This window comes from Burkholderia arboris (genome assembly GCF_902499125.1).
Lineage (GTDB): Bacteria > Pseudomonadota > Gammaproteobacteria > Burkholderiales > Burkholderiaceae > Burkholderia > Burkholderia arboris.
In genome coordinates this window covers 284,458-302,370 of record NZ_CABVPX010000005.1, presented here as the reverse complement: position 1 = coordinate 302,370, position 17,913 = coordinate 284,458, and the positions used below count along the sequence as shown (strand labels likewise).

The window sequence follows — 17,913 nt, the reverse complement described above, 5'->3', positions numbered from 1 at the left end:
TGTTCGAGATTGTCGTACCGCTGTCCCCGCCTCCGGAACGCCGGATAGAATTCGCGTGCCACGCCGCGCAACAGCCTGCCGGGTGTGAAATGGCGCGTGCATCCTGAGGAGACCATGAACGACAATCCGCTCAAATACCGTGTGCTGCTGATCGAGGACGACGACCGCCTCGCGCAGCTCGTCCGCGAATACCTCGACGGCTACGAATTCGCGGTGACGGTCGTACGGCGCGGCGACCTCGCCGTCGCGGCGGTGCGCGAGCACCAGCCGGCCCTCGTGATACTCGACCTGATGCTGCCGAATCTCGACGGCATGGAAGTCTGCCGGCGCATTCGCGCGTTCACGAATATCCCCGTGCTGATCCTGACCGCACGCGCGGACGTGTACGACCAGGTCGCGGGCCTCGAGACGGGTGCCGACGACTACGTGACGAAGCCGCTCGAACCGCGCGTGCTCGTCGCGCGCGCCCGTGCGCTGTTGCGCCGCGCGCAGCCGGCCGCGATCGAAACACCCGTTGCCGCGCCCGACGCGCTCGTGTTCGGCGAACTGACGATCTCGCCGCCGAACCGCACCGTCACGTGGCGCGGCGAGCCGGTCGACCTGAAGACGGCCGAATTCAACCTGCTGCTGATCCTCGCGCGCGCGGCCGGCACCGTGCTGAGCCGCGACGACATCCTGAAGCAGTTGCGCGGGATCGAATTCGACGGGCTCGACCGCTCGGTCGATTCCGGCATCTCGAAGCTGCGCCGCCGCTTCGAGGACGCGTCGTCGGAGCCGCACAAGATCAAGACGATCTGGGGTCGCGGCTACCTGTTCAGCCCTTCCGCGTGGGACGAATAAATGCTGCGCCCGTTGATCAGGCTGTACCTCATCGTGATCGTGTGCGTCGCCGCATCGATCGTCTTCATCCAGCTGGCGTTCGACCGGATCTTCTACGAGCGGGTCGCGCAGGCGCAGCGCGACTCGCTGACGACCTATTCGTTCGTGCTGAACGACTACCTCGAGCGCCATCCGGGCGCGCAGCGCGCGCTCGCGCTGCGCGAACTCGCGCTGCACGGCAACGAAGGGTTCGGCTTCATGTCGATGGCCGACGCGCGCGCGCAACTGAACGGCGCGCCGCTGCGCGATCTCGATGCCGGCAGGATCGCGATCAGCTACAACGGCAAGGATTACTACATGCCGCTCGCGGACGGCTCGGTGCTGCATGCGCGCCCGATCGAGCCGCCGGACCTCGACATCCGGATCTATGCGTACATGCTGCTCGCGCTCGCGACGTTGTTCGCGGTGGTGCTGTGGATTCACTATCACTGGCGCGACATTCGCAGGCTGCAGGAAGCGGCCCGCACGTTCGGCGCCGGCACGCTGTCGACGCGCGTGAAGCTGTCGGGCAAGTCGAACATCTACGACCTGTCGCAGCAGTTCAACGACATGGCCGCGCGCATCGAGGCGTCGATCAAGCAGCAGCGCGAAATGATGCACGGTATCTCGCATGAGCTGAAGACGCCGCTCGCACGGCTCGAATTCGGGCTTGCGCTGCTTGCCGAGCCCGACGAAACGGGACGGATGCGCGAGCGCCGCGATGCACTGCGGCGCGACGTGCGCGAACTCGACGAACTCGTCACCGAACTGCTGACGATCGGCCGGCTCGAACAGGGTGCGAGCGAGCTCGCGCCGATGGAAATCGTCGTCGATGCGCTGATCGACAGCGTCGCCGGCAACGTCGCGAACGACGTCGCCGATCGCGGGATCACGCTCGACGTCTCGGCGCTCGGTGCGCCCGCGACCCACGTGTGCGACCCGAAGCTCGTCGCCCGCGCGCTGCTGAACCTGATCCGCAACGGCGCACGCTACGCATCGCACAAGGTCGTGCTGGCCGCTGCCAGCGACGCGACCGGCGCGCTCGTGCTCAGTGTCGACGACGACGGCCCCGGCATTCCGGCCGCCGAACGCGCGCGCGTGTTCGAGCCGTTCCAGCGGCTCGACTCCAGCCGCGACCGGCAGACCGGCGGTTTCGGCCTCGGGCTCGCGATCGTGCGGCGCGTCGCGCAGGTGCACGGCGGCGACGTGCGGCTCGAGGATTCGCCGCTCGGCGGCGCACGCTTCGTCATCACGCTGCCCCCGCTGACACTGCCGGACAGCCTCTTCGACGTGGCGAGCATCGATTCACGTGCCGGCACGCCCGGCGACGGCAAGCGCACGGCCACGCCGTCGCGATGAGTTGCACGGCGGGCGGCCGCCCCGCCGTCGCCCACCGGATCTGACGGGATTGCGCCGCTCAGCGGCGGCGCAGCAACGCGACGAAGAACAGGCTGCCGAACATCGCGGTCACGATGCCGATCGGCAAATCCTCCGGCGCCGCAAGCGTGCGGGCCGCGACATCGGCCCACACGAGCAGGATCGCGCCCGTCAGCGCGGCGACCGGCAGCAGCCGGCCGTGCTCGGCGCCGACGACGCGACGGCACAGATGCGGCGTCACGAGCCCGACGAAGCCGATCGCGCCGCTCACCGCGACCATCGCGCCCGTCGCGAACGATGCGACGACGAACACCTCGCGCCGCATCCGCGCGCTCGGCACGCCGAGCGACGCCGCGGCGACATCGCCCGACATCAGCGCATTCAGTTCCCGCCGGCGTGCGTACAGCGCGCCGCCGGCGAGCGCCGCGCATACGGCCGGCACCGGCAGCAGATCCCAGCGCGCGAGCCCGACGCCGCCGAGCATCCAGAACAGCACCGACGACGCGGCGCGCTGGTCGCCGAGATACAGCAACAGGTTGCCGAACGCGGCCATCATGAACGACACCGACACGCCCGCGAGCAGCAACCGGTCCGATTCGAGCCGGCCGCCCCGATGCGCGAGCGCGACGACGCATGCGGTTGCCGCGAGCGCGCCGGCGAACGCGGCGGCCGACAACGTGAACGGGCCGAATGCCGCGCCCACCACCACCGTGACCGTGACGGCGCCGAGCATCGCGCCTGCGCTCACGCCGAGCAGGTGCGGATCGGCCAGCCGGTTCGCGGTCGCCGCCTGCAACGCGACGCCGACCGCCGCCAGCGTCGCGCCGACGATCGCGGCCAGCAGTGCGCGCGGCATCCGGATCAGCCACACGATGCTGTCGTCTCCCGCTCCCGGCGCGAATGCACCGGCCTCGCCGAATGCCGACGCGACGTGCATGGCGACGATCCGCACCGCATCCGGCATCGCGACCGGCGCCGGACCGAACGCGGCCGACACGACGATCGACACGCTCAGCAGCACGGCCAGCACCGGCAGCGCCACGCGCATGCCGGGCCGCGCCCCCCGCCCGCCCACGCTCATCGCGCCGGCCCGGCGAATGCGGCCGGATACAGTGCGCGCGCGAGCGTCTCGACCGCCGCGACGTTCTCGGGGCCCGGCGTCGCCACATCGTACGGAATCACGACGAAGCGCCGGTCGCGAATGGCGGCCACGCGCGCAAGCGCCGGCTGACTCAGCAGGAACTGCTGCTTCTGCGCGGCCGTCACGGCCGAATAGTCGACGATCACGATCACCTGCGGATCGCGCGCGACCACGCTCTCCCAACTCACCTGCGTCCAGCTGCGCGACAGGTCGTCCATCACGTTGCGCGCGCCGGCCGCCGCCAGCAACGCGGTCGGCATCGCGAGCCCGCCTGCCGTCATCGGCTTGTCGGTGCCGCTGTCGTAGACGAACACGCGCAGCGGCGCAGGCTGCCCGATCGCGCGCGACACCGCCGCGAGACGCGCCCGCATCGCGGCGACCACCTGCGCGGCACGCGCATCGACACCGAAGATCCGGCCGAGCGTGTTCAGGTCGCGAAACACGTCGTCGAACGACGCGGCCGATTGCTTCATCACGTGCGAACACGACTCGGTCAGCTCGTACGTGCGGATGCCGAACGGCGCGAGCGTCGCGGGCGTCACCGGGCCGCCGACATGCATCCCGTAGTTCCAGCCCGCGAGATAGAAGTCGGCGCGTGCGGCGACCAGCACCTCGAGCGACGGATACTGGCTCGCCAGCTCGGGCACCCCGCGCAATGCGTCGCGCACGCGTGCGGTGCCCGTCTTCCAGCCGCCGATGCCCGTATAGCCGACGAGCCGGTCCTTCAGGCCGAGCACGAGCATCATCTCGGTCAGGTTCACGTCGTTGCTGACCGCGCGCGTCGGCGCGCGATCGAACGTCACGTCGCGGTCGCAACTGCGCACCGTGACGGGATAGGCGCCCGCGTGAGCGGCGGCACAGCCGAGCACGGCGGCGGCAACCAGCCGGCGTGCAACAGAGGACAAAGGAAACGGCATGGCGGTCATTCCGGATGAAGCGGCGTGATGCGCGGCCGGCCCGTGACGGGATGGCGATCGACGAGCGCGGCGACGCCGAACACGTCGCGCAGCAGCGCTTCGGTCAGCACGTCGTCCGGCACGCCGGACGCGACGACCCGGCCGTGCGCGAGCACGTGGAGCCGGTCGCAATACGCAGCCGCGAGATTGAGGTCGTGAATCGTCGCGAGCGTCGCGATGCCGAGGCGGCGCACGCGTGCGAGCAGTTCGAGCTGGTGACGCAGGTCGAGATGGTTGGTCGGTTCGTCGAGCAGCAGCAGTTCGGGCTGCTGCGCGAGCGCGCGGGCCAGCAGCGCGCGCTGCTTCTCGCCGCCCGACAGCGACGCGAAGCGTTGCGCGCGGCGCTCGACGAGGCCGACGTCGTGCAGCGCGGACTCGACGATCCTGCGATCGTCGGCGGATTCCGCGTCGAACGGCCGCTTGTGCGGCGTGCGGCCCATGCCGACCAGTTCGTCCACCGTCAGCCCGAAATCGTCCGGCGCCTCCTGCTGCAGCACCGCAATGCGCTGTGCGACCGCGCGCGGTCGCATGCGCCACACGTCCTGCGCATCGAGCGCGACACGGCCCGCGTCGGGCCGGGCGTAGCGGAACACGCAGCGCAGCAGGCTCGTCTTGCCGCTGCCGTTCGGACCGACCAGTCCGACGAACTCGCCGGCGGCAACGGTCAGCGCCACCGAATCGAGCACCGTGACCGCACCGCCGGGCGACCAGCTCACGCGCTCGATGTCGAGCATGCGGGTAACGGGATGCACGTCGCGCCGCATCAGAAGCGCATCGTCGCGACGAGCTCCGCCGAACGCGACGGACCGAGCAGCCATTGCTCGCCGCCGTTCGACGTCGTCACCGCATACGTGCGGTTCGCGAGATTGCGCAGGTAGAGCGCGAGCTCGGTGCGCGACGTCGGCTGCCAGCGCAGCGATGCATCGAACACCGTATACGACGGCACCTGCACGCGGTTCGCATCGTCGCCGTAGGTCGCGCCGACGTAGCGCACGCCCGCATTCGCCTGCCAGCGCTCGGCGAATGCCCAGCCGAGCCACAGGTTCGCCGTCTGCTGCGGCACGTTGGACGGCACGTTGCCGGCCCGCGACACCGTCGCGCCGCCGGCCGTCTGGTTGAACGCGTCGTAGCGCGCACGCAGCAGCGCGACGTTCGCATCGATCGTCCAGCCGTGCGGCAGCCGCGCGCCGCCCGTCAGCTCGACGCCGCGCGACGATTGCCGGCCGACCTGCTGGCGCAGCGCGGGATTGAACGGATCGGTGCTGAGCAGGTTGCGCTTCGTGATGTCGTACACGGCGAACGTCCAGTACGCGCGAGCGTCGAGCAGCGTCTGCTTGAGCCCGGCTTCCCACTGTTCGCCGGTTGCGAGCCGGGTGTTCGCCTGCGATGCCGACAGCGTCACGAGCGAGCCGAGCCCCTCCGCGCCCGTCGTGTACTGCGCGTATGCGCTGAGCGTCGGCGCAACCTCGAACACGAAACCGGTGCGCCAGCCGACGTTCGCGAATCGCTTGTCGAAGCCCGCCCCGGTCGCCGCCTGCTCGCGGCTGAACGCGATGTGGTCGTAGCGCAGGCCGCTCACCCACGCGAGCCGCGGCAGCACTTCGAGCCGGTTCTCCGCGAACACCGCGGCCTGTCGCGCCCGCGTGCTGAATTGCGGCACGGTCGGATCGGGGCTCGTGAACACGCCAGGATCGAAGCCGTGCGCGGCCACCGTCGATGCGCCGCCGTACGGCGAGTTGTTGGTCCCGCTGAACGTGATCTGGCTGAACTCCGTGCCGATGACGAAGCGGTTCGCGCGGCCGAACAGCATGCCGTCGAAGCGCGCGCTCAGCCGGTCACCGATCTGCCGCTGGTGGTGGCCGATGTCGAGATAGTCGCTGCGCGTGACACGTCCCGTCGCCGCATCGAGCGCATACGATTCGGCATTGCGCCAGTGGCGGTTCGACGTCAGGTAGTAGAGCTGGTTGTCGATCGTCACGCCGGCCGTGGGCCGGTAGCTGGCCGACAGGCGCGTCCACTGGTCATAGTACGAAATCGTCGCATCGCCGACGGTGTAGTTGAGCTTGCGCAGCGACGGATCGAGCACGCCGTTCGGCGCCGGTACGCCGTAGTACGTCGCCGGCATCTGGCGGCCGTAGTCGTAGTCGAGCGTCAGCGTGAGCTGCGGGCTCACGTCGAATTTCAGCGCGCCGCCGATTGCCGTCGTATGCGTATCGGCCCGTTCGGCCAGCCCGTTCGCGCGCGCATCGCTCGCATAAAAGCGGTACGACAGCCGCGGGCCGAGCGCGCCCGTCGTATCGAACCCGAAGCGCTTCGCGCCGTCGGGGCCGACGCCGGCCTGCAGCGTCGTCTCCCTCTCGCGCTGCGGCCGCTTCGGCACGACGTTCACGACGCCGCCGATCGCCCCTTCGCCGTACAGCACCGACGCCGGGCCGCGCAGCACCTCGATGCGCTCGACCGACCACGTATCGAACGGAAACGTGATCGTGCCGGCCGCCGGCATCAGCCGCACGCCGTCGAGCAGCGTCATCACCGATTCCTGCCCGCTGAAGCCGCGCACGCTCAATGCGGTGCCGCCGGTGCCGGGCGCCATCGCGCTCGAAAAGCCGGCCGTGCGCGTGACCGCATCGAGCACCGTGCGATCGCCGCGTGCTTCGATCGTGTCGGCCGTGACGGTTTCGACGCTCGCGGGTGTATCGAGGCTTGCCAGCCCGAGCCGCGAGCCCGTTTCGAGCGGCTGCGTCAGCGGATCGGCCGGTGCGGATGAAGCCGTGACGTTGATGGCCGGCAGCGCGCGCCGGTCGTCCGGCGCGGGGGCCGCGGCTTCGGCGGCCAGCACGCCGGACGTGGCCATTGCACAGCCCAGCAGCGTCGTGCAGCTGCGCGCCGCGCATGCACGCCAGGCGCCCGTGTTCCGGCGCGGCGCGGCATGGTGCCGCTCCCCGCGCGCCGGGTGGTTTCCGGATTTCGTCACGTCGTATCGATCTTCGTTGGATGTCGTCGCCAGCCGCCGGCGACGAAAACCTCGGATGATACATTATATCAACTTGATTCGTCAGGGTTTTGTCAGCTTCCCCCTTCACCGCGCGCTTACAACGGGAAACTGAACTGCACCCACAGCTTGTCGCCCTGCGGCCGGTTGCGCACCGCGAACTCGTGCTGATACTTCACGACCACGCCCGACGCCGGCCCCCACATGTAGCGCAACTGCGGACCGATCGCGACGGTTTGCCCGCGAAAGCCGTCGGAGCCGACCTTCACGCCATCCTGCGTATCGTCGGTGAACTGCTTCAGGAACGTGCCCTGCACGCCCACTTGCACGCGCCGGCCGATCGAATAACCGATCAGGTAGTCGAGCACGGCGACCGCGCCCGAGTGGTAACGCGTCGCGTGGTTCGGCGAATTCAGCTCCACCAGCGTGGTCGTCGACATCTCCCAGTCGCGGCCCGGCAACCACGTCGTGCTGAGATACGGCAGGAACGCATACGTGTTCAGCCCCGGATTCGCGATCCGGTTCACCGAGTACGCACCGCTCGGCACCGCGAACGACGGCGAGAAGAACGCGAAGAACGTCTTCGACGCATTCGCGTAATTGACCATGAAGGGCTCGAGAATCACGTCGCCGAGCGACGTGCGGTTGCCGGTGCCGCCCGGCGTCGACAGATGCAGGTGCACGATCGGCACAATTGCGCTGCTCGACAGCGAGAACGGCCCGAACGTCGCGCCCCAGGTATGCACGACGCGCGGCGTTTCCGCGACGACGCTCAGGTGGAACCCCGGCACCGCGCTGCCGCCGTCCGGCCCGGCAAAGCGGTTCGCCGAGTAATACAGCGAATAGTTGAAGTACTGCGTGTTGCCGGGCGGCGGCAGCAGCCCGTTCAGCACCGTGTTGACGCCGAACGGATAGCTGATCTGGCCGCCCTCCGTGGCCAGCGCCGGCACGTGAATGGCCCCGGCGATCAGGAGTGCCAACGGCACTCGTCGCAATGCATGTTTCATGTCGTCTCCAGACCGGATTGTTATCGTGTAATCGCGAGCCGGGCGCTGCTGGCCCGGGGAGACGCAATGTAAATCGCACGACGGCGGCGAAAAAGACGACGATCGGGAGAACAGTTCTCCGTCATGCGGAGAAATGCGCGACAGCGCCGGGCCGCTTGCGATCAGCGGCCGACTTCCTTCCATTTGCGCGCGAGCCCGAGGCGTTCGAAGCGCTCGATCAGGAACTCGGTGAAGACGCGGATCTTCGCCGGCTGATGGCGGCGGCTCTGGTACGCGATGTTGACGGTGAGCGCCGGCAGTTGCCAGTCGGTGAGCACGGGCACGAGTTTCCCGGCGACGATGTCGTCGTGGACGATGTAGAGCGGCTGGATCAGGATGCCGAGCCCGGCGAGCGCCGCCGCACGGATCACCTGCCCTTCGTTCGCATCGAGCACGCTCTTGATCGTGACCGACTGCGTCTTCGCGCCGTGACGGAAATGCAGCACGTACGGATCGTTCGCGAGGTTGTACACCAGCAGCCGGTGGTCGCCCAGCGCATCGGGCGTCGCCGGCGCGCCGTGCTTCGCCAGATACCCGGGCGACGCGGCCAGCACGCGCCGCGTCTCGGCGAGCTTGCGCACGGTGATGCCCGAATCGGCCTCGTGCTCGCGCGTACGGATCGCCACGTCGATGCCGGCCTCGATGAAATCCGGGTAGCGGTTTGCCGCGATGATCTGCACGTTCAGGTTCGGATAGCGCCGGTGAAACTCGGGCAGCGCGGGCGCGATGTAGATCGACGCGAACGACACCGACGCCGTCACGCGCAGCGTGCCGGCCGGGTTGACGCTCGCCTCGTTGACGGCCGCATCGGCTTCCGACAACTCCGTCAGGATCGCGACGCACCGCCGGTGGTACTCATGCCCCGCGTCGGTCAGCCACAGCCGGCGCGTGGTGCGCTCGACGAGCCGCGCGCCCAGCCGCTCTTCCAGCGCATTCAGGCAGCGGCTCGCCGCCGCGCTCGACATGCCGAGCCGTTCGGCGGCCTTCGACAGGCTGCCCAGCTCGGCCACCTGTACGAAAAACTCGATCTGCGTCCACTTGTCCATGCGTTCGATTCTTCCACCTGGCGGAGAACAAAACTCCTCCAAATCATCTTTTTTACGATCCCGGGAGGAATTAATGTTACGTCAACGCGCCATCGAACGACATCAGGAGACAACCCCTATGCGCAATCTCAACGAAGACACCATCACGCAGGCCGTGATCGCGTCGCTCTCCGGCTGTCGCGACGAGCGGCTGCGCACGGTCATGACGAGCCTCGTCCAGCACCTGCATTCATTCGCCCGCGAAACGAAGCTCACCGAGGCCGAATGGCAATCGGCGATCGGCTTTTTGACGGCCGTCGGCCACATCACCGACGACAAGCGCCAGGAGTTCATCCTGCTGTCCGACGTGCTCGGGCTGTCCACGCTCGTCACCGCGCAGAACCACGCGAAACCGGCCGGCTGCACCGAGGCGACCGTGTTCGGCCCGTTCTACGTCGACGGCAGCCCCGAATTCGCGATGTTCGACGACATCGCGAACGGCGCATGCGGCGAGCCCTGCTTCGTGTCCGGCCATGTGCGCGGCATCGACGGCACGCCCATCGCGCACGCGTCGCTGGAGGTCTGGCAAGCCGACGAGGACGGCCACTACGACGTGCAGCAGCCGGCCGGCGACGGGTCGGTCACGCATCGCGCGCGCGGCCGGCTGCGCAGCGGCGCCGACGGCCGTTACGCGTTCCGCTCGATCCTCGCCGAGCCGTATCCGATTCCGCACGACGGCCCCGTCGGTGCGATGCTCGATGCGCTCGGCCGCCACCCGTGGCGCCCCGCACACCTGCACTTCATGATCCAGGCACGCGGCTACGAGACGCTGATCACGCACGTGTTCCGCGACGGCGACCGCTATCTCGACTCCGACGCGGTATTCGGCGTGCGCTCGACGCTCGTCGCCGACTGGGTCCGGCATGCGCCGGGCATCGCGCCCGACGGATCGCGGATGGACACGCCGTTCTACACGCTCGACTACGACTTCGTGCTGAATCCCGCGGAGCGTGCCGCATGATCCGGCACGTCGTGATGTGGAAGGTTGCCGGCGCAACCGACCGCGAGCGCGCCGAGGCGCGCGCCAGCGTGAAAACTGCGTTCGAAAGCCTGCGCGGCCGGATTCCGGGAATGACGCACCTCGAGGTCGGCGCGGATTTCAGCGCGACCGATTACGCGTGCGACCTGATTCTCGTCGCCGATTTCGAATCGCGCGAAGCACTGGACGGTTACGCGGCGCATCCCGAACACGCACGCGTACGCGACGCACTGACGGGCCTGCGCATCGCGCGCCATCAGGTCGACTACGCAACGGAGTAACGACGACATGAACTTCATCTACCAGGCACGCCCCGCACGCGTGATATTCGGCGCGGGCAGCCTCGACCACCTCGAACGCGAAGTGCTGGAACTGGGCGCGCAACGGGCGATCGTGCTCTGCACGCCGGAGCAGCGCGAGCTCGCGCAACACATCGTCGAGCGACTCGGCGCGCGTGCCGCCGGGCTGTACGACCGCGCGACCATGCACGTGCCGATCGAGATCGCCCGCGATGCGCAGGCGTTCGCCCGTTCATGCGACGCCGATTGCGCGATCGCGATCGGCGGCGGCTCGACGATCGGCCTCGGCAAAGCGATCGCGCTCGAAAGCAGCCTGCCGATCCTCGCGATACCGACGACGTACGCCGGCAGCGAAATGACGCCGATCTACGGGCTGACCGAAGGCGGCCTCAAGCGCACCGGCACCGACGCCCGCGTGCTGCCGAAGACGGTGATCTACGATCCCGCGCTCACCGTGACGCTGCCGGTCGAGCTGTCGGTGACGAGCGGCCTCAATGCGATCGCGCACGCAGCGGAAGGCCTGTACGCGAACAACGCGAATCCGGTCATGAGCCTCGTGGCCGAGGAAGGCATTCGCGCGCTGGCGCACGGCCTGCCCGGTGTGCGGCGCGATCCCGCCGATCTCGCCGCGCGCAGCGACGCCCTCTACGGCGCCTGGCTGTGCGCAATGGTGCTCGGCAACGTCGGCATGGCGCTGCACCACAAGCTCTGTCACACGCTCGGCGGCAGTTTCAATCTGCCGCACGCGCCGACCCACACGGTCGTGCTGCCACATGCGCTCGCATACAACGCGGCGCACGCGCCTGACGCGATGCAGCGGATCGCCCGCGCGATCGGCACGAACGACGCGGCGCGCGGCCTCTATGCACTGGCGCTCGACAACGGCGCACCGGTTTCGTTGAAAGCGATCGGCATGCAGGAAACCGACCTCGATCGCGCGGCCGATCTCGCGGCCGCCAATCCGTACTGGAACCCGCGCCCGATCGAACGCGACGGCCTGCGCGCGCTGCTGCAGGATGCCTTCGACGGCAACCTGCCCGGCTCGACCGCGCACTGAGGCGCCCACACGACACACCAACAAACGAACCCGTCATGGAGACAACCCACATGAATACCGAACCGAGCGGCCAAGGTCACGGCGCCGTCGAGTCGTGCGACGTCGCGATCGTCGGCTACGGCCCGACCGGCCTCGTCGCCGCATCGATGCTGGGCCGCGCCGGCCACCGCGTGATCGTCCTCGAACGCTGGCCGACGCCTTACGGGCTGCCTCGCCTCACGCACATCGACGGCGAAACCGCGCGCATCGTGCAGGCCAGCGCCGACGTCGATCATGCGCTGCGCAACGCGAAGGCCGTCGATACCTACCACTACCGCGACGCGAACGGCGACCTGCTGCTCGAACTGAACTGGACCGGCCGCGCATGCGGCTACCCCGCGCACATCTCGATCTACCAGCCCGACATCGAGGATGCGATCGATGCGCGCGCCAGCACCTTCCGGAACGTCACGATCCTGCGCGGCTGGGAAGTCGACACGCTGCAGCAGGACGACGACGGCGTGACGCTCACGGCACGCCCGTGGCGCGGCGGCCAGGATGCGCAATGGACCGGCCAGCCGCGCACCATGCGTGCGCGCTACCTGATCGGCGCGGACGGCGCGAACAGCCTCGTACGCCGCACGCTCGGCATCGAACGTTCCGACTTCGGCTACAACGAGCGCTGGCTCAATCTCGATTCGGAAAACAAGCGCGATCTCGGCGACGGCTGTGCGCGCACGACGATCTACTGCGATCCGGCACGTGCGTACATGCACATGCCGATCGGCACGAAGCGCACGCGTTTCGAGTTGCGCGTGCTGCCGGACGAATCGACGGCCGAATGGGAAACCGAGGCAGCCGGCTGGAAGTGGCTGAAGGACCACTACGGCTACGGCCCGGACGACCTGAAGCTGCTGCGCCATGTCGTCTACACGTTCGAGACGCGCATGGCCGAACACTGGCGCTCCGGCCGCGTGCTGCTCGCGGGCGATGCCGCGCACACGATGATGCCGTACATGGGGCAAGGCGCATGCTCGGGCATGCGCGACGGCATCGACCTCGCGTGGAAGCTCGATCTCGTGCTGACCGGCCGCGCATCCGCCGACCTGCTCGACACGTACGAAGCCGAGCGCCGCCCGCACGTGACCGCGATCACGCAGATGTCGCTGTTTCTCGGCCAGGTCGTCAACGAGGACGATCCGCGCAAGGTCGCCGAGCGTGACGCGGCATTCCGCTCCGGCAACATGCCGCCGATGCCGCCGTTCCCGAAGCTCGGCCATGGCATCCTGCACGCCGAAGCCGACGGCACGCTGCTGCCGACGACCGGCGCACCGGCACCGCAAGGGCGCGCACGGCGCGGCGCGGCCGACGGCCGCTTCGACGACGTGGTCGGCCAGGGCTTCCAGCTCGTCACGCGCGAGCACCCTTGCCGCCATCTCGACGACGCGCAGCGCGCGTTCCTCGCGCAGCTCGGCTGTCACGTGGCCGTGCTGGCCGACGACGTGTGCGCGCCGGATGCGGTGATCGATCTCGACGGCGAACAGCGCGCGTTCATGGATGCGCACGGCATCGGCGCGTATATCCGGCGGCCCGATTTCCTCGTGTTCGGTTCGGTGGCCGACCTGCGCGATCTCGGCGCGCTCGTCGATGCGCTGCGCGACAAGCTGCATTGGTCGGCGCCGTCCGGCGAACCGTCCGCCGCCACGGCCACCGCCGCACACGCCTCGTAACGGAGATGCACGCATGACGACCGAACTGTCACCATTCGCGCTGTCCCTGCAACGCGCGATGCCCGTCACGCGCCTGCTCGATTGCGGAATGGACTACGCGGACGCGATCGCGCTGCACGCACGCACGTCGGCCGGCGAACCCTGGGATGTCGCGGCCGAGGCGCTCGCCGACGCGCAGCTCGCGCGCGCCACGCAGGCGGCGGATGCCGGCCATCTTGTCACCGCCGCCGACGCGCAGGCGATGGCCATCGCCGGTCTGCTGTTCGCGCAGATGGCGTTCAACCACGACGTGCCGCGCAAGCGCGCGCTCTATGCGCGGCTCGTCGACGCGTCGTACGGACTCGCGCGCTGGTCCGACAAACGGATCGAACGCGTCGAAGTGCCGTTCGGCGATGCCCGCCTGATCGGCTGGCTGGTTCGCCCGCCGGTGGAACACCTGCGCGGCACCGTGATCGTGTTCGGTGGCCAGAGCGGCTGGGGCTTCGCGTACTGGCCGATCGCACGCGCGCTCGAGTCACGCGGCATCGCCACGCTGCTCGCCGAAGGGCCCGGCCAGGGCGAAACGCGGCTCGAACAGCGGATCTTCGTCGACGTCGATATGAGCGCGGCCTATCGGCGCTTCGTCGATCACGTCGCCGAACGCGTGCCCGGGCCGATCGGTATCTGGGGCAACAGCATCGGCGGATTGTGGGCCGCTTCGACCGCGGCGAGCGACCGGCGGATCGCGGCCTGTTGCGTGAACGGCGCGCTGGCGGCGCCGTCGCTGCTGCCGTTCCGCACGTTCGTCGAACAGGCCGCGGCGATGCTCGGCAACGACGATCCCGACGCGGTGGCGGCGAACTTCGCGCGGATGAGCTTCTCGTCCGGACGCGACCGCATCGCGTGCCCGCTGCTGGTGCTGCACGGCGGCGAGGATCCGCTGATCCGGCTCGACGACCAGCAGCCGTTTCTCGATGCGGCGACGGGCGGCGATGCGACGCTCGAGGTCTGGCCAGACGGCGAGCATACGATCTACAACCACGCGTCCGAGCGCACCGCGTTCGTGTGCGACTGGTTCGTCGAGCGGCTGACGCGGGCTTAACGACAGGCGGCGGCGGGCCGGGCGACACGGCAGCCGCCGCCCCGCTCAACCGCCGATCTTGAACGTCGGCAACTGCTGCCCGAGCCGCGCGCCCATTTCCGCGCCGAGCGCCTGCAGTGCATTGAACGGCCGGATCATGACCTCGAATTCGACGATCAGCCCGTCGTCGTCGAAGCGGATCATGTCGATCCCTTTCAGCGCCTTGTCGCCGACGGCCGCGCTGAACTCCAGCACCACGCTCTTGCCGTCGTCGGTGACGAACTGGCGGTGATACGTGAAATCCTGCAGGATCGTGATCACCGTACGCAGCGCCATCAACAGCGCGGGCGCGGGCCCGTACGGCTTGAACGCCATCGGCGAACGGAACACGGCATCCGGATGGACGATCGCATCCAGCGCGCCAAAGTCCTTGTTTTCGATCATTGCGTGCCACGCGTCGAGCGATTTCGCAACGGCGGGATGAACATTGAGCGGTGCGTGCGTCATCGAAGTCTCCTGTATCGTCGGATGGAAAAGAAACGAGCGGTCTCAAAGGGTCGCGGCGAGCGTCGTGCCCTGGTGAATCGCACGCTTCGCGTCGAGCTCGGCGGCCTCGTATGCGCCGCCGATCACGTGAACCTTGCATCCGGCCGCCTCCAGTTGCACGGCCAGTTCGCGCAACGGCTCCTGCCCCGCGCAGATGATCACGTTGTTCACCGGCAGCGTCTGTTCGACGCCGTCGATCGTCACGTGCAATCCTTCGTCGTCGATGCGCCGGTACGTCACCGCCGACGACATCCCGACGCCGCGCGCTTTCAGCGCCGTGCGGTGAATCCAGCCGGTGGTCTTGCCGAGCCCGTCGCCGACTTTCGACGCCTTGCGCTGCAGCAGATGCACCTGCCGCGCAGCCGGCTCGGGTTGCGCACGGCCCAGGCCGCCGGCATGCGCATAGGACCGGTCGACGCCCCATTCGCTGAAGAACCGGTCCGCGTCGCCACGCTCGCCGCCGTCGCGATGCACGAGATACTCCGCGACGTCGAAGCCGATGCCGCCCGCGCCGACGATCGCGACACGGCGGCCCACGGCCTTGTCGTCGCGCAGCACGTCGAGATAGCCAAGCGTCTTCGGATGCCCGGCGCCGTCGATCGGCGGCGTGCGCGGCACGATGCCCGTCGCGATCACCACTTCGTCGAAAGCGCCCTGCAGCAGCATCTCGGCGGTCGCCCGCGTATTGACGTGCAGCGTAATGCCGCGCAATTCGATCTGCCGGCGGAAATAGCGCAGCGTCTCGTTGAACTCTTCCTTGCCGGGCACCTTCTTCGCGATGTTGAACTGGCCGCCGATCTCGGCGCCGGCTTCGTACAGCGTCACCGCATGACCGCGCTCGGCCGCCGTGACCGCGAAGCCGAGGCCCGCCGGCCCGGCGCCCACCACGGCGATCCGCTTGCGCTGCCGTGCGGGGCGGATCACGAGCTCGGTTTCATGGCATGCCCGCGGATTCACGAGGCAGGACGTGATCCTGCCGCTGAACGTGTGGTCGAGGCACGCCTGGTTGCAGCCGATGCACGTGTTGATTTCGTCCGCACGCCCTTCCCGCGCCTTGCGGACGAATTCGGCATCGGCGAGAAACGGCCGCGCCATCGACACCATGTCGCAATAGCCGTCGGCAAGCAGTTGTTCGGCGACTTCCGGCGTATTGATCCGGTTCGTGGCGACGAGCGGGATGCCGACCTTGCCCATCAGTTGCCGCGTCACCCATGCATACGCGGCGCGCGGCACCTTGGTCGCGATGGTCGGGATGCGCGCCTCGTGCCAGCCGATGCCGGTATTGAGGATCGTCGCGCCGGCCGCCTCGATCGCCTGCGCGAGCCGGATCACCTCGTCGAGCGTCGAACCTCCTTCGACGAGATCGAGCATCGACAGTCGGTAGATGACGATGAAGTTCGTGCCCACGCGCGCGCGCACGCGCCGCACGATCTCGACCGCGAAGCGGATCCGGTTGTCGTACGCGCCGCCCCACGCGTCGTCGCGATGGTTCGTGCGCGCGGCGATGAATTCGTTGATCAGGTAGCCTTCGGACCCCATGATCTCGACCCCGTCGTAGCCCGCATGCTGCGCGAGCGCCGCGCATCGCGCGAAATCGGCGATCGTCTCGTCGACTTCGTCGCTGCTCAACGCATGCGGCGTGAACGGGTTGATCGGCGCCTTCAAGGCGCTGGGCGCCGCCAGCGCCGGGTGATACGCGTAGCGCCCGAAGTGCAGGATCTGCAGCGCGATCTTGCCGCCCTCCGCATGCACCGCGCGCGTCACGACGCGATGACGTTCGGCTTCCGCCTCGGTCGTCAGCATCGCGCCGCCCGGCGCCGGACGGCCGCGCTCGTTCGGTGCGAATCCGCCCGTGACGATCAGGCCGGCCTCGCCTCGCGCGCGCTCGGCATAGAACGCCGCCATCCGCTCGAAGCCGTTCGGCGCTTCCTCGAGGCCGACATGCATCGCCCCCATCAACACGCGGTTCCTGAGCGACGTGAAGCCGAGTTCGAGCGGGGTCGTCAAATGCGGATAACGGGGTGTCATCGGGGGGCTCCATTTTTTATGCAACAAGTTGCACAGATGGTAGTTCACCGCCCTCGTTTATGCAACACGTTGCATAAACATGATCCCTGGCTTGTACTGTGGCCCCGATATGGCAAGATGCGATTCATTCCGCGGCCTCCTCCGATCCGACATGTCCCTGCCTCACGCACTCCTCACCGCACTCGCCGAACGTCCCGGTTCGGGGTCCGAGCTCGCCGACCGCTTCGATCGTTCGATCGGCTATTTCTGGCAGGCGACGCATCAGCAGATCTATCGTGAGCTGGGGCGTCTCGAGGAAACGGGTTGGATCGAATCGCTGCCCGCTGAATCGGGGCGTGGCCGCAAGCGCGCGTACCGGATCCTGCCCGCCGGCAAGAAGGAGCTTCGGCGCTGGATCGCCGAACAGGAAGATCCGACGCCGCTGCGCGAGGCGTTGATGGTGCGCCTGCGGGCAGAAGCGGTACTCGGCCCGTCCGGCCTCGAGGACGAAATCAGGCGGCGCATCGCGCTTCACCAGGAGAAGCTCGACCTGTATCTGCAGATCGAGGCGCGCGATTTTTCGGCGCCCGACGATTCGCGCGCGAAGCGCCTGCAGCATCTGGTGCTGCAGGCCGGCATTGCGAACGAGCGGTTCTGGGTCGAGTTTTCGCAGGACGCGCTCGACACCTTGCGTCTGCCGAAGGATTGAACCGGCTTGGCCCCTGCCGTGCAGGGCCTGCGCGGTTCAACCGGACAGCGGGTTCGCCCTGCGCGCGGCCGGTTCGCCCCGACCACACATGC

16 protein-coding genes are annotated in these 17,913 nt (G+C 68.5%); 8 read left to right on the top strand and 8 right to left on the bottom strand.

All coding sequences use genetic code 11. The features are described from left to right. The first annotated feature begins 114 nt into the window (after positions 1-114). Together BLA15945_RS08990 and BLA15945_RS08985 are read left to right on the top strand one after the other, a co-directional pair. Positions 115-840 carry a response regulator gene (locus tag BLA15945_RS08990; protein ID WP_059234919.1) on the top strand — a complete coding sequence of 242 codons (726 nt, stop codon included), beginning with the start codon at positions 115-117 and terminating at the stop codon, positions 838-840. Then, positions 841-2,217 (top strand): ATP-binding protein, encoded by a 1,377-nt coding sequence (locus tag BLA15945_RS08985; RefSeq protein WP_059234921.1) that lies wholly within the window; start codon positions 841-843, stop codon positions 2,215-2,217. It abuts the gene before it with no gap. Positions 2,218-2,275: 58 nt separating this feature from the next. On the opposite strand, the gene BLA15945_RS08980 is transcribed toward BLA15945_RS08985, so the two are convergent. The 6 genes from BLA15945_RS08980 to BLA15945_RS08955 all read right to left on the bottom strand — a co-directional run bounded on the left by BLA15945_RS08980 (position 2,276) and on the right by BLA15945_RS08955 (position 9,416). Beyond that, a complete protein-coding gene (locus tag BLA15945_RS08980; protein WP_174992082.1) occupies positions 2,276-3,316 on the bottom strand; it encodes a FecCD family ABC transporter permease in 1,041 nt (346 codons plus the stop codon). Further along, positions 3,313-4,302: an ABC transporter substrate-binding protein gene (locus BLA15945_RS08975; RefSeq protein WP_174992081.1), complete on the bottom strand. Its 990-nt coding sequence runs from the start codon at positions 4,300-4,302 to the stop codon at positions 3,313-3,315. Before BLA15945_RS08975 ends, BLA15945_RS08980 begins: the two co-directional genes overlap by 4 nt. Then, positions 4,299-5,096, bottom strand: coding sequence for an ABC transporter ATP-binding protein (locus BLA15945_RS08970; protein ID WP_059234926.1), 798 nt, complete (start codon positions 5,094-5,096; stop codon positions 4,299-4,301). The genes BLA15945_RS08975 and BLA15945_RS08970 overlap by 4 nt, the downstream gene beginning before the upstream one ends. Beyond that, positions 5,096-7,186 (bottom strand): TonB-dependent receptor, encoded by a 2,091-nt coding sequence (locus BLA15945_RS08965; protein ID WP_174992112.1) that lies wholly within the window; start codon positions 7,184-7,186, stop codon positions 5,096-5,098. The genes BLA15945_RS08970 and BLA15945_RS08965 overlap by 1 nt, the downstream gene beginning before the upstream one ends. 236 nt (positions 7,187-7,422) lie before the next feature. Further along, positions 7,423-8,331 carry a SphA family protein gene (locus tag BLA15945_RS08960; protein WP_174992080.1) on the bottom strand — a complete coding sequence of 303 codons (909 nt, stop codon included), beginning with the start codon at positions 8,329-8,331 and terminating at the stop codon, positions 7,423-7,425. Between the two features lie 161 nt (positions 8,332-8,492). Next, positions 8,493-9,416: a LysR family transcriptional regulator gene (locus tag BLA15945_RS08955; protein WP_059234929.1), complete on the bottom strand. Its 924-nt coding sequence runs from the start codon at positions 9,414-9,416 to the stop codon at positions 8,493-8,495. Positions 9,417-9,534: 118 nt separating this feature from the next. Here BLA15945_RS08955 and BLA15945_RS08950 point away from each other — a divergent pair, with 118 nt between their 5' ends. The 5 genes from BLA15945_RS08950 to BLA15945_RS08930 are packed head-to-tail and all read left to right on the top strand — an operon-like array spanning position 9,535 to position 14,580. Next, positions 9,535-10,416 (top strand): intradiol ring-cleavage dioxygenase, encoded by an 882-nt coding sequence (locus BLA15945_RS08950; protein WP_174992079.1) that lies wholly within the window; start codon positions 9,535-9,537, stop codon positions 10,414-10,416. Continuing rightward, positions 10,413-10,715, top strand: a complete 303-nt coding sequence (locus BLA15945_RS08945; protein WP_059234932.1) for a Dabb family protein — start codon at positions 10,413-10,415, stop codon at positions 10,713-10,715. Before BLA15945_RS08950 ends, BLA15945_RS08945 begins: the two co-directional genes overlap by 4 nt. A gap of 7 nt (positions 10,716-10,722) precedes the next feature. Then, positions 10,723-11,790, top strand: coding sequence for a maleylacetate reductase (locus BLA15945_RS08940; RefSeq protein WP_059234934.1), 1,068 nt, complete (start codon positions 10,723-10,725; stop codon positions 11,788-11,790). 50 nt (positions 11,791-11,840) lie between these two features. After that, entirely contained in the window at positions 11,841-13,499 is a 1,659-nt protein-coding gene (mhpA, locus tag BLA15945_RS08935; protein ID WP_174992078.1) for a bifunctional 3-(3-hydroxy-phenyl)propionate/3-hydroxycinnamic acid hydroxylase MhpA, read from the top strand. 13 nt (positions 13,500-13,512) lie between these two features. After that, complete coding sequence (locus tag BLA15945_RS08930; protein ID WP_174992077.1) at positions 13,513-14,580, top strand: alpha/beta hydrolase family protein; 1,068 nt, start codon at positions 13,513-13,515, stop codon at positions 14,578-14,580. Positions 14,581-14,625: 45 nt separating this feature from the next. On the opposite strand, the gene BLA15945_RS08925 is transcribed toward BLA15945_RS08930, so the two are convergent. After that, positions 14,626-15,066, bottom strand: a complete 441-nt coding sequence (locus BLA15945_RS08925; RefSeq protein ID WP_059234939.1) for a nuclear transport factor 2 family protein — start codon at positions 15,064-15,066, stop codon at positions 14,626-14,628. A 42-nt stretch (positions 15,067-15,108) separates the two neighbouring features. Further along, positions 15,109-17,133 carry an NADPH-dependent 2,4-dienoyl-CoA reductase gene (locus tag BLA15945_RS08920; protein WP_174992076.1) on the bottom strand — a complete coding sequence of 675 codons (2,025 nt, stop codon included), beginning with the start codon at positions 17,131-17,133 and terminating at the stop codon, positions 15,109-15,111. A gap of 151 nt (positions 17,134-17,284) precedes the next feature. Between BLA15945_RS08920 and BLA15945_RS08915 the strand changes: the two genes are divergently transcribed. Next, a complete protein-coding gene (locus tag BLA15945_RS08915; RefSeq protein WP_059234943.1) occupies positions 17,285-17,821 on the top strand; it encodes a PadR family transcriptional regulator in 537 nt (178 codons plus the stop codon). The last annotated feature ends 92 nt before the right edge of the window (positions 17,822-17,913 follow it).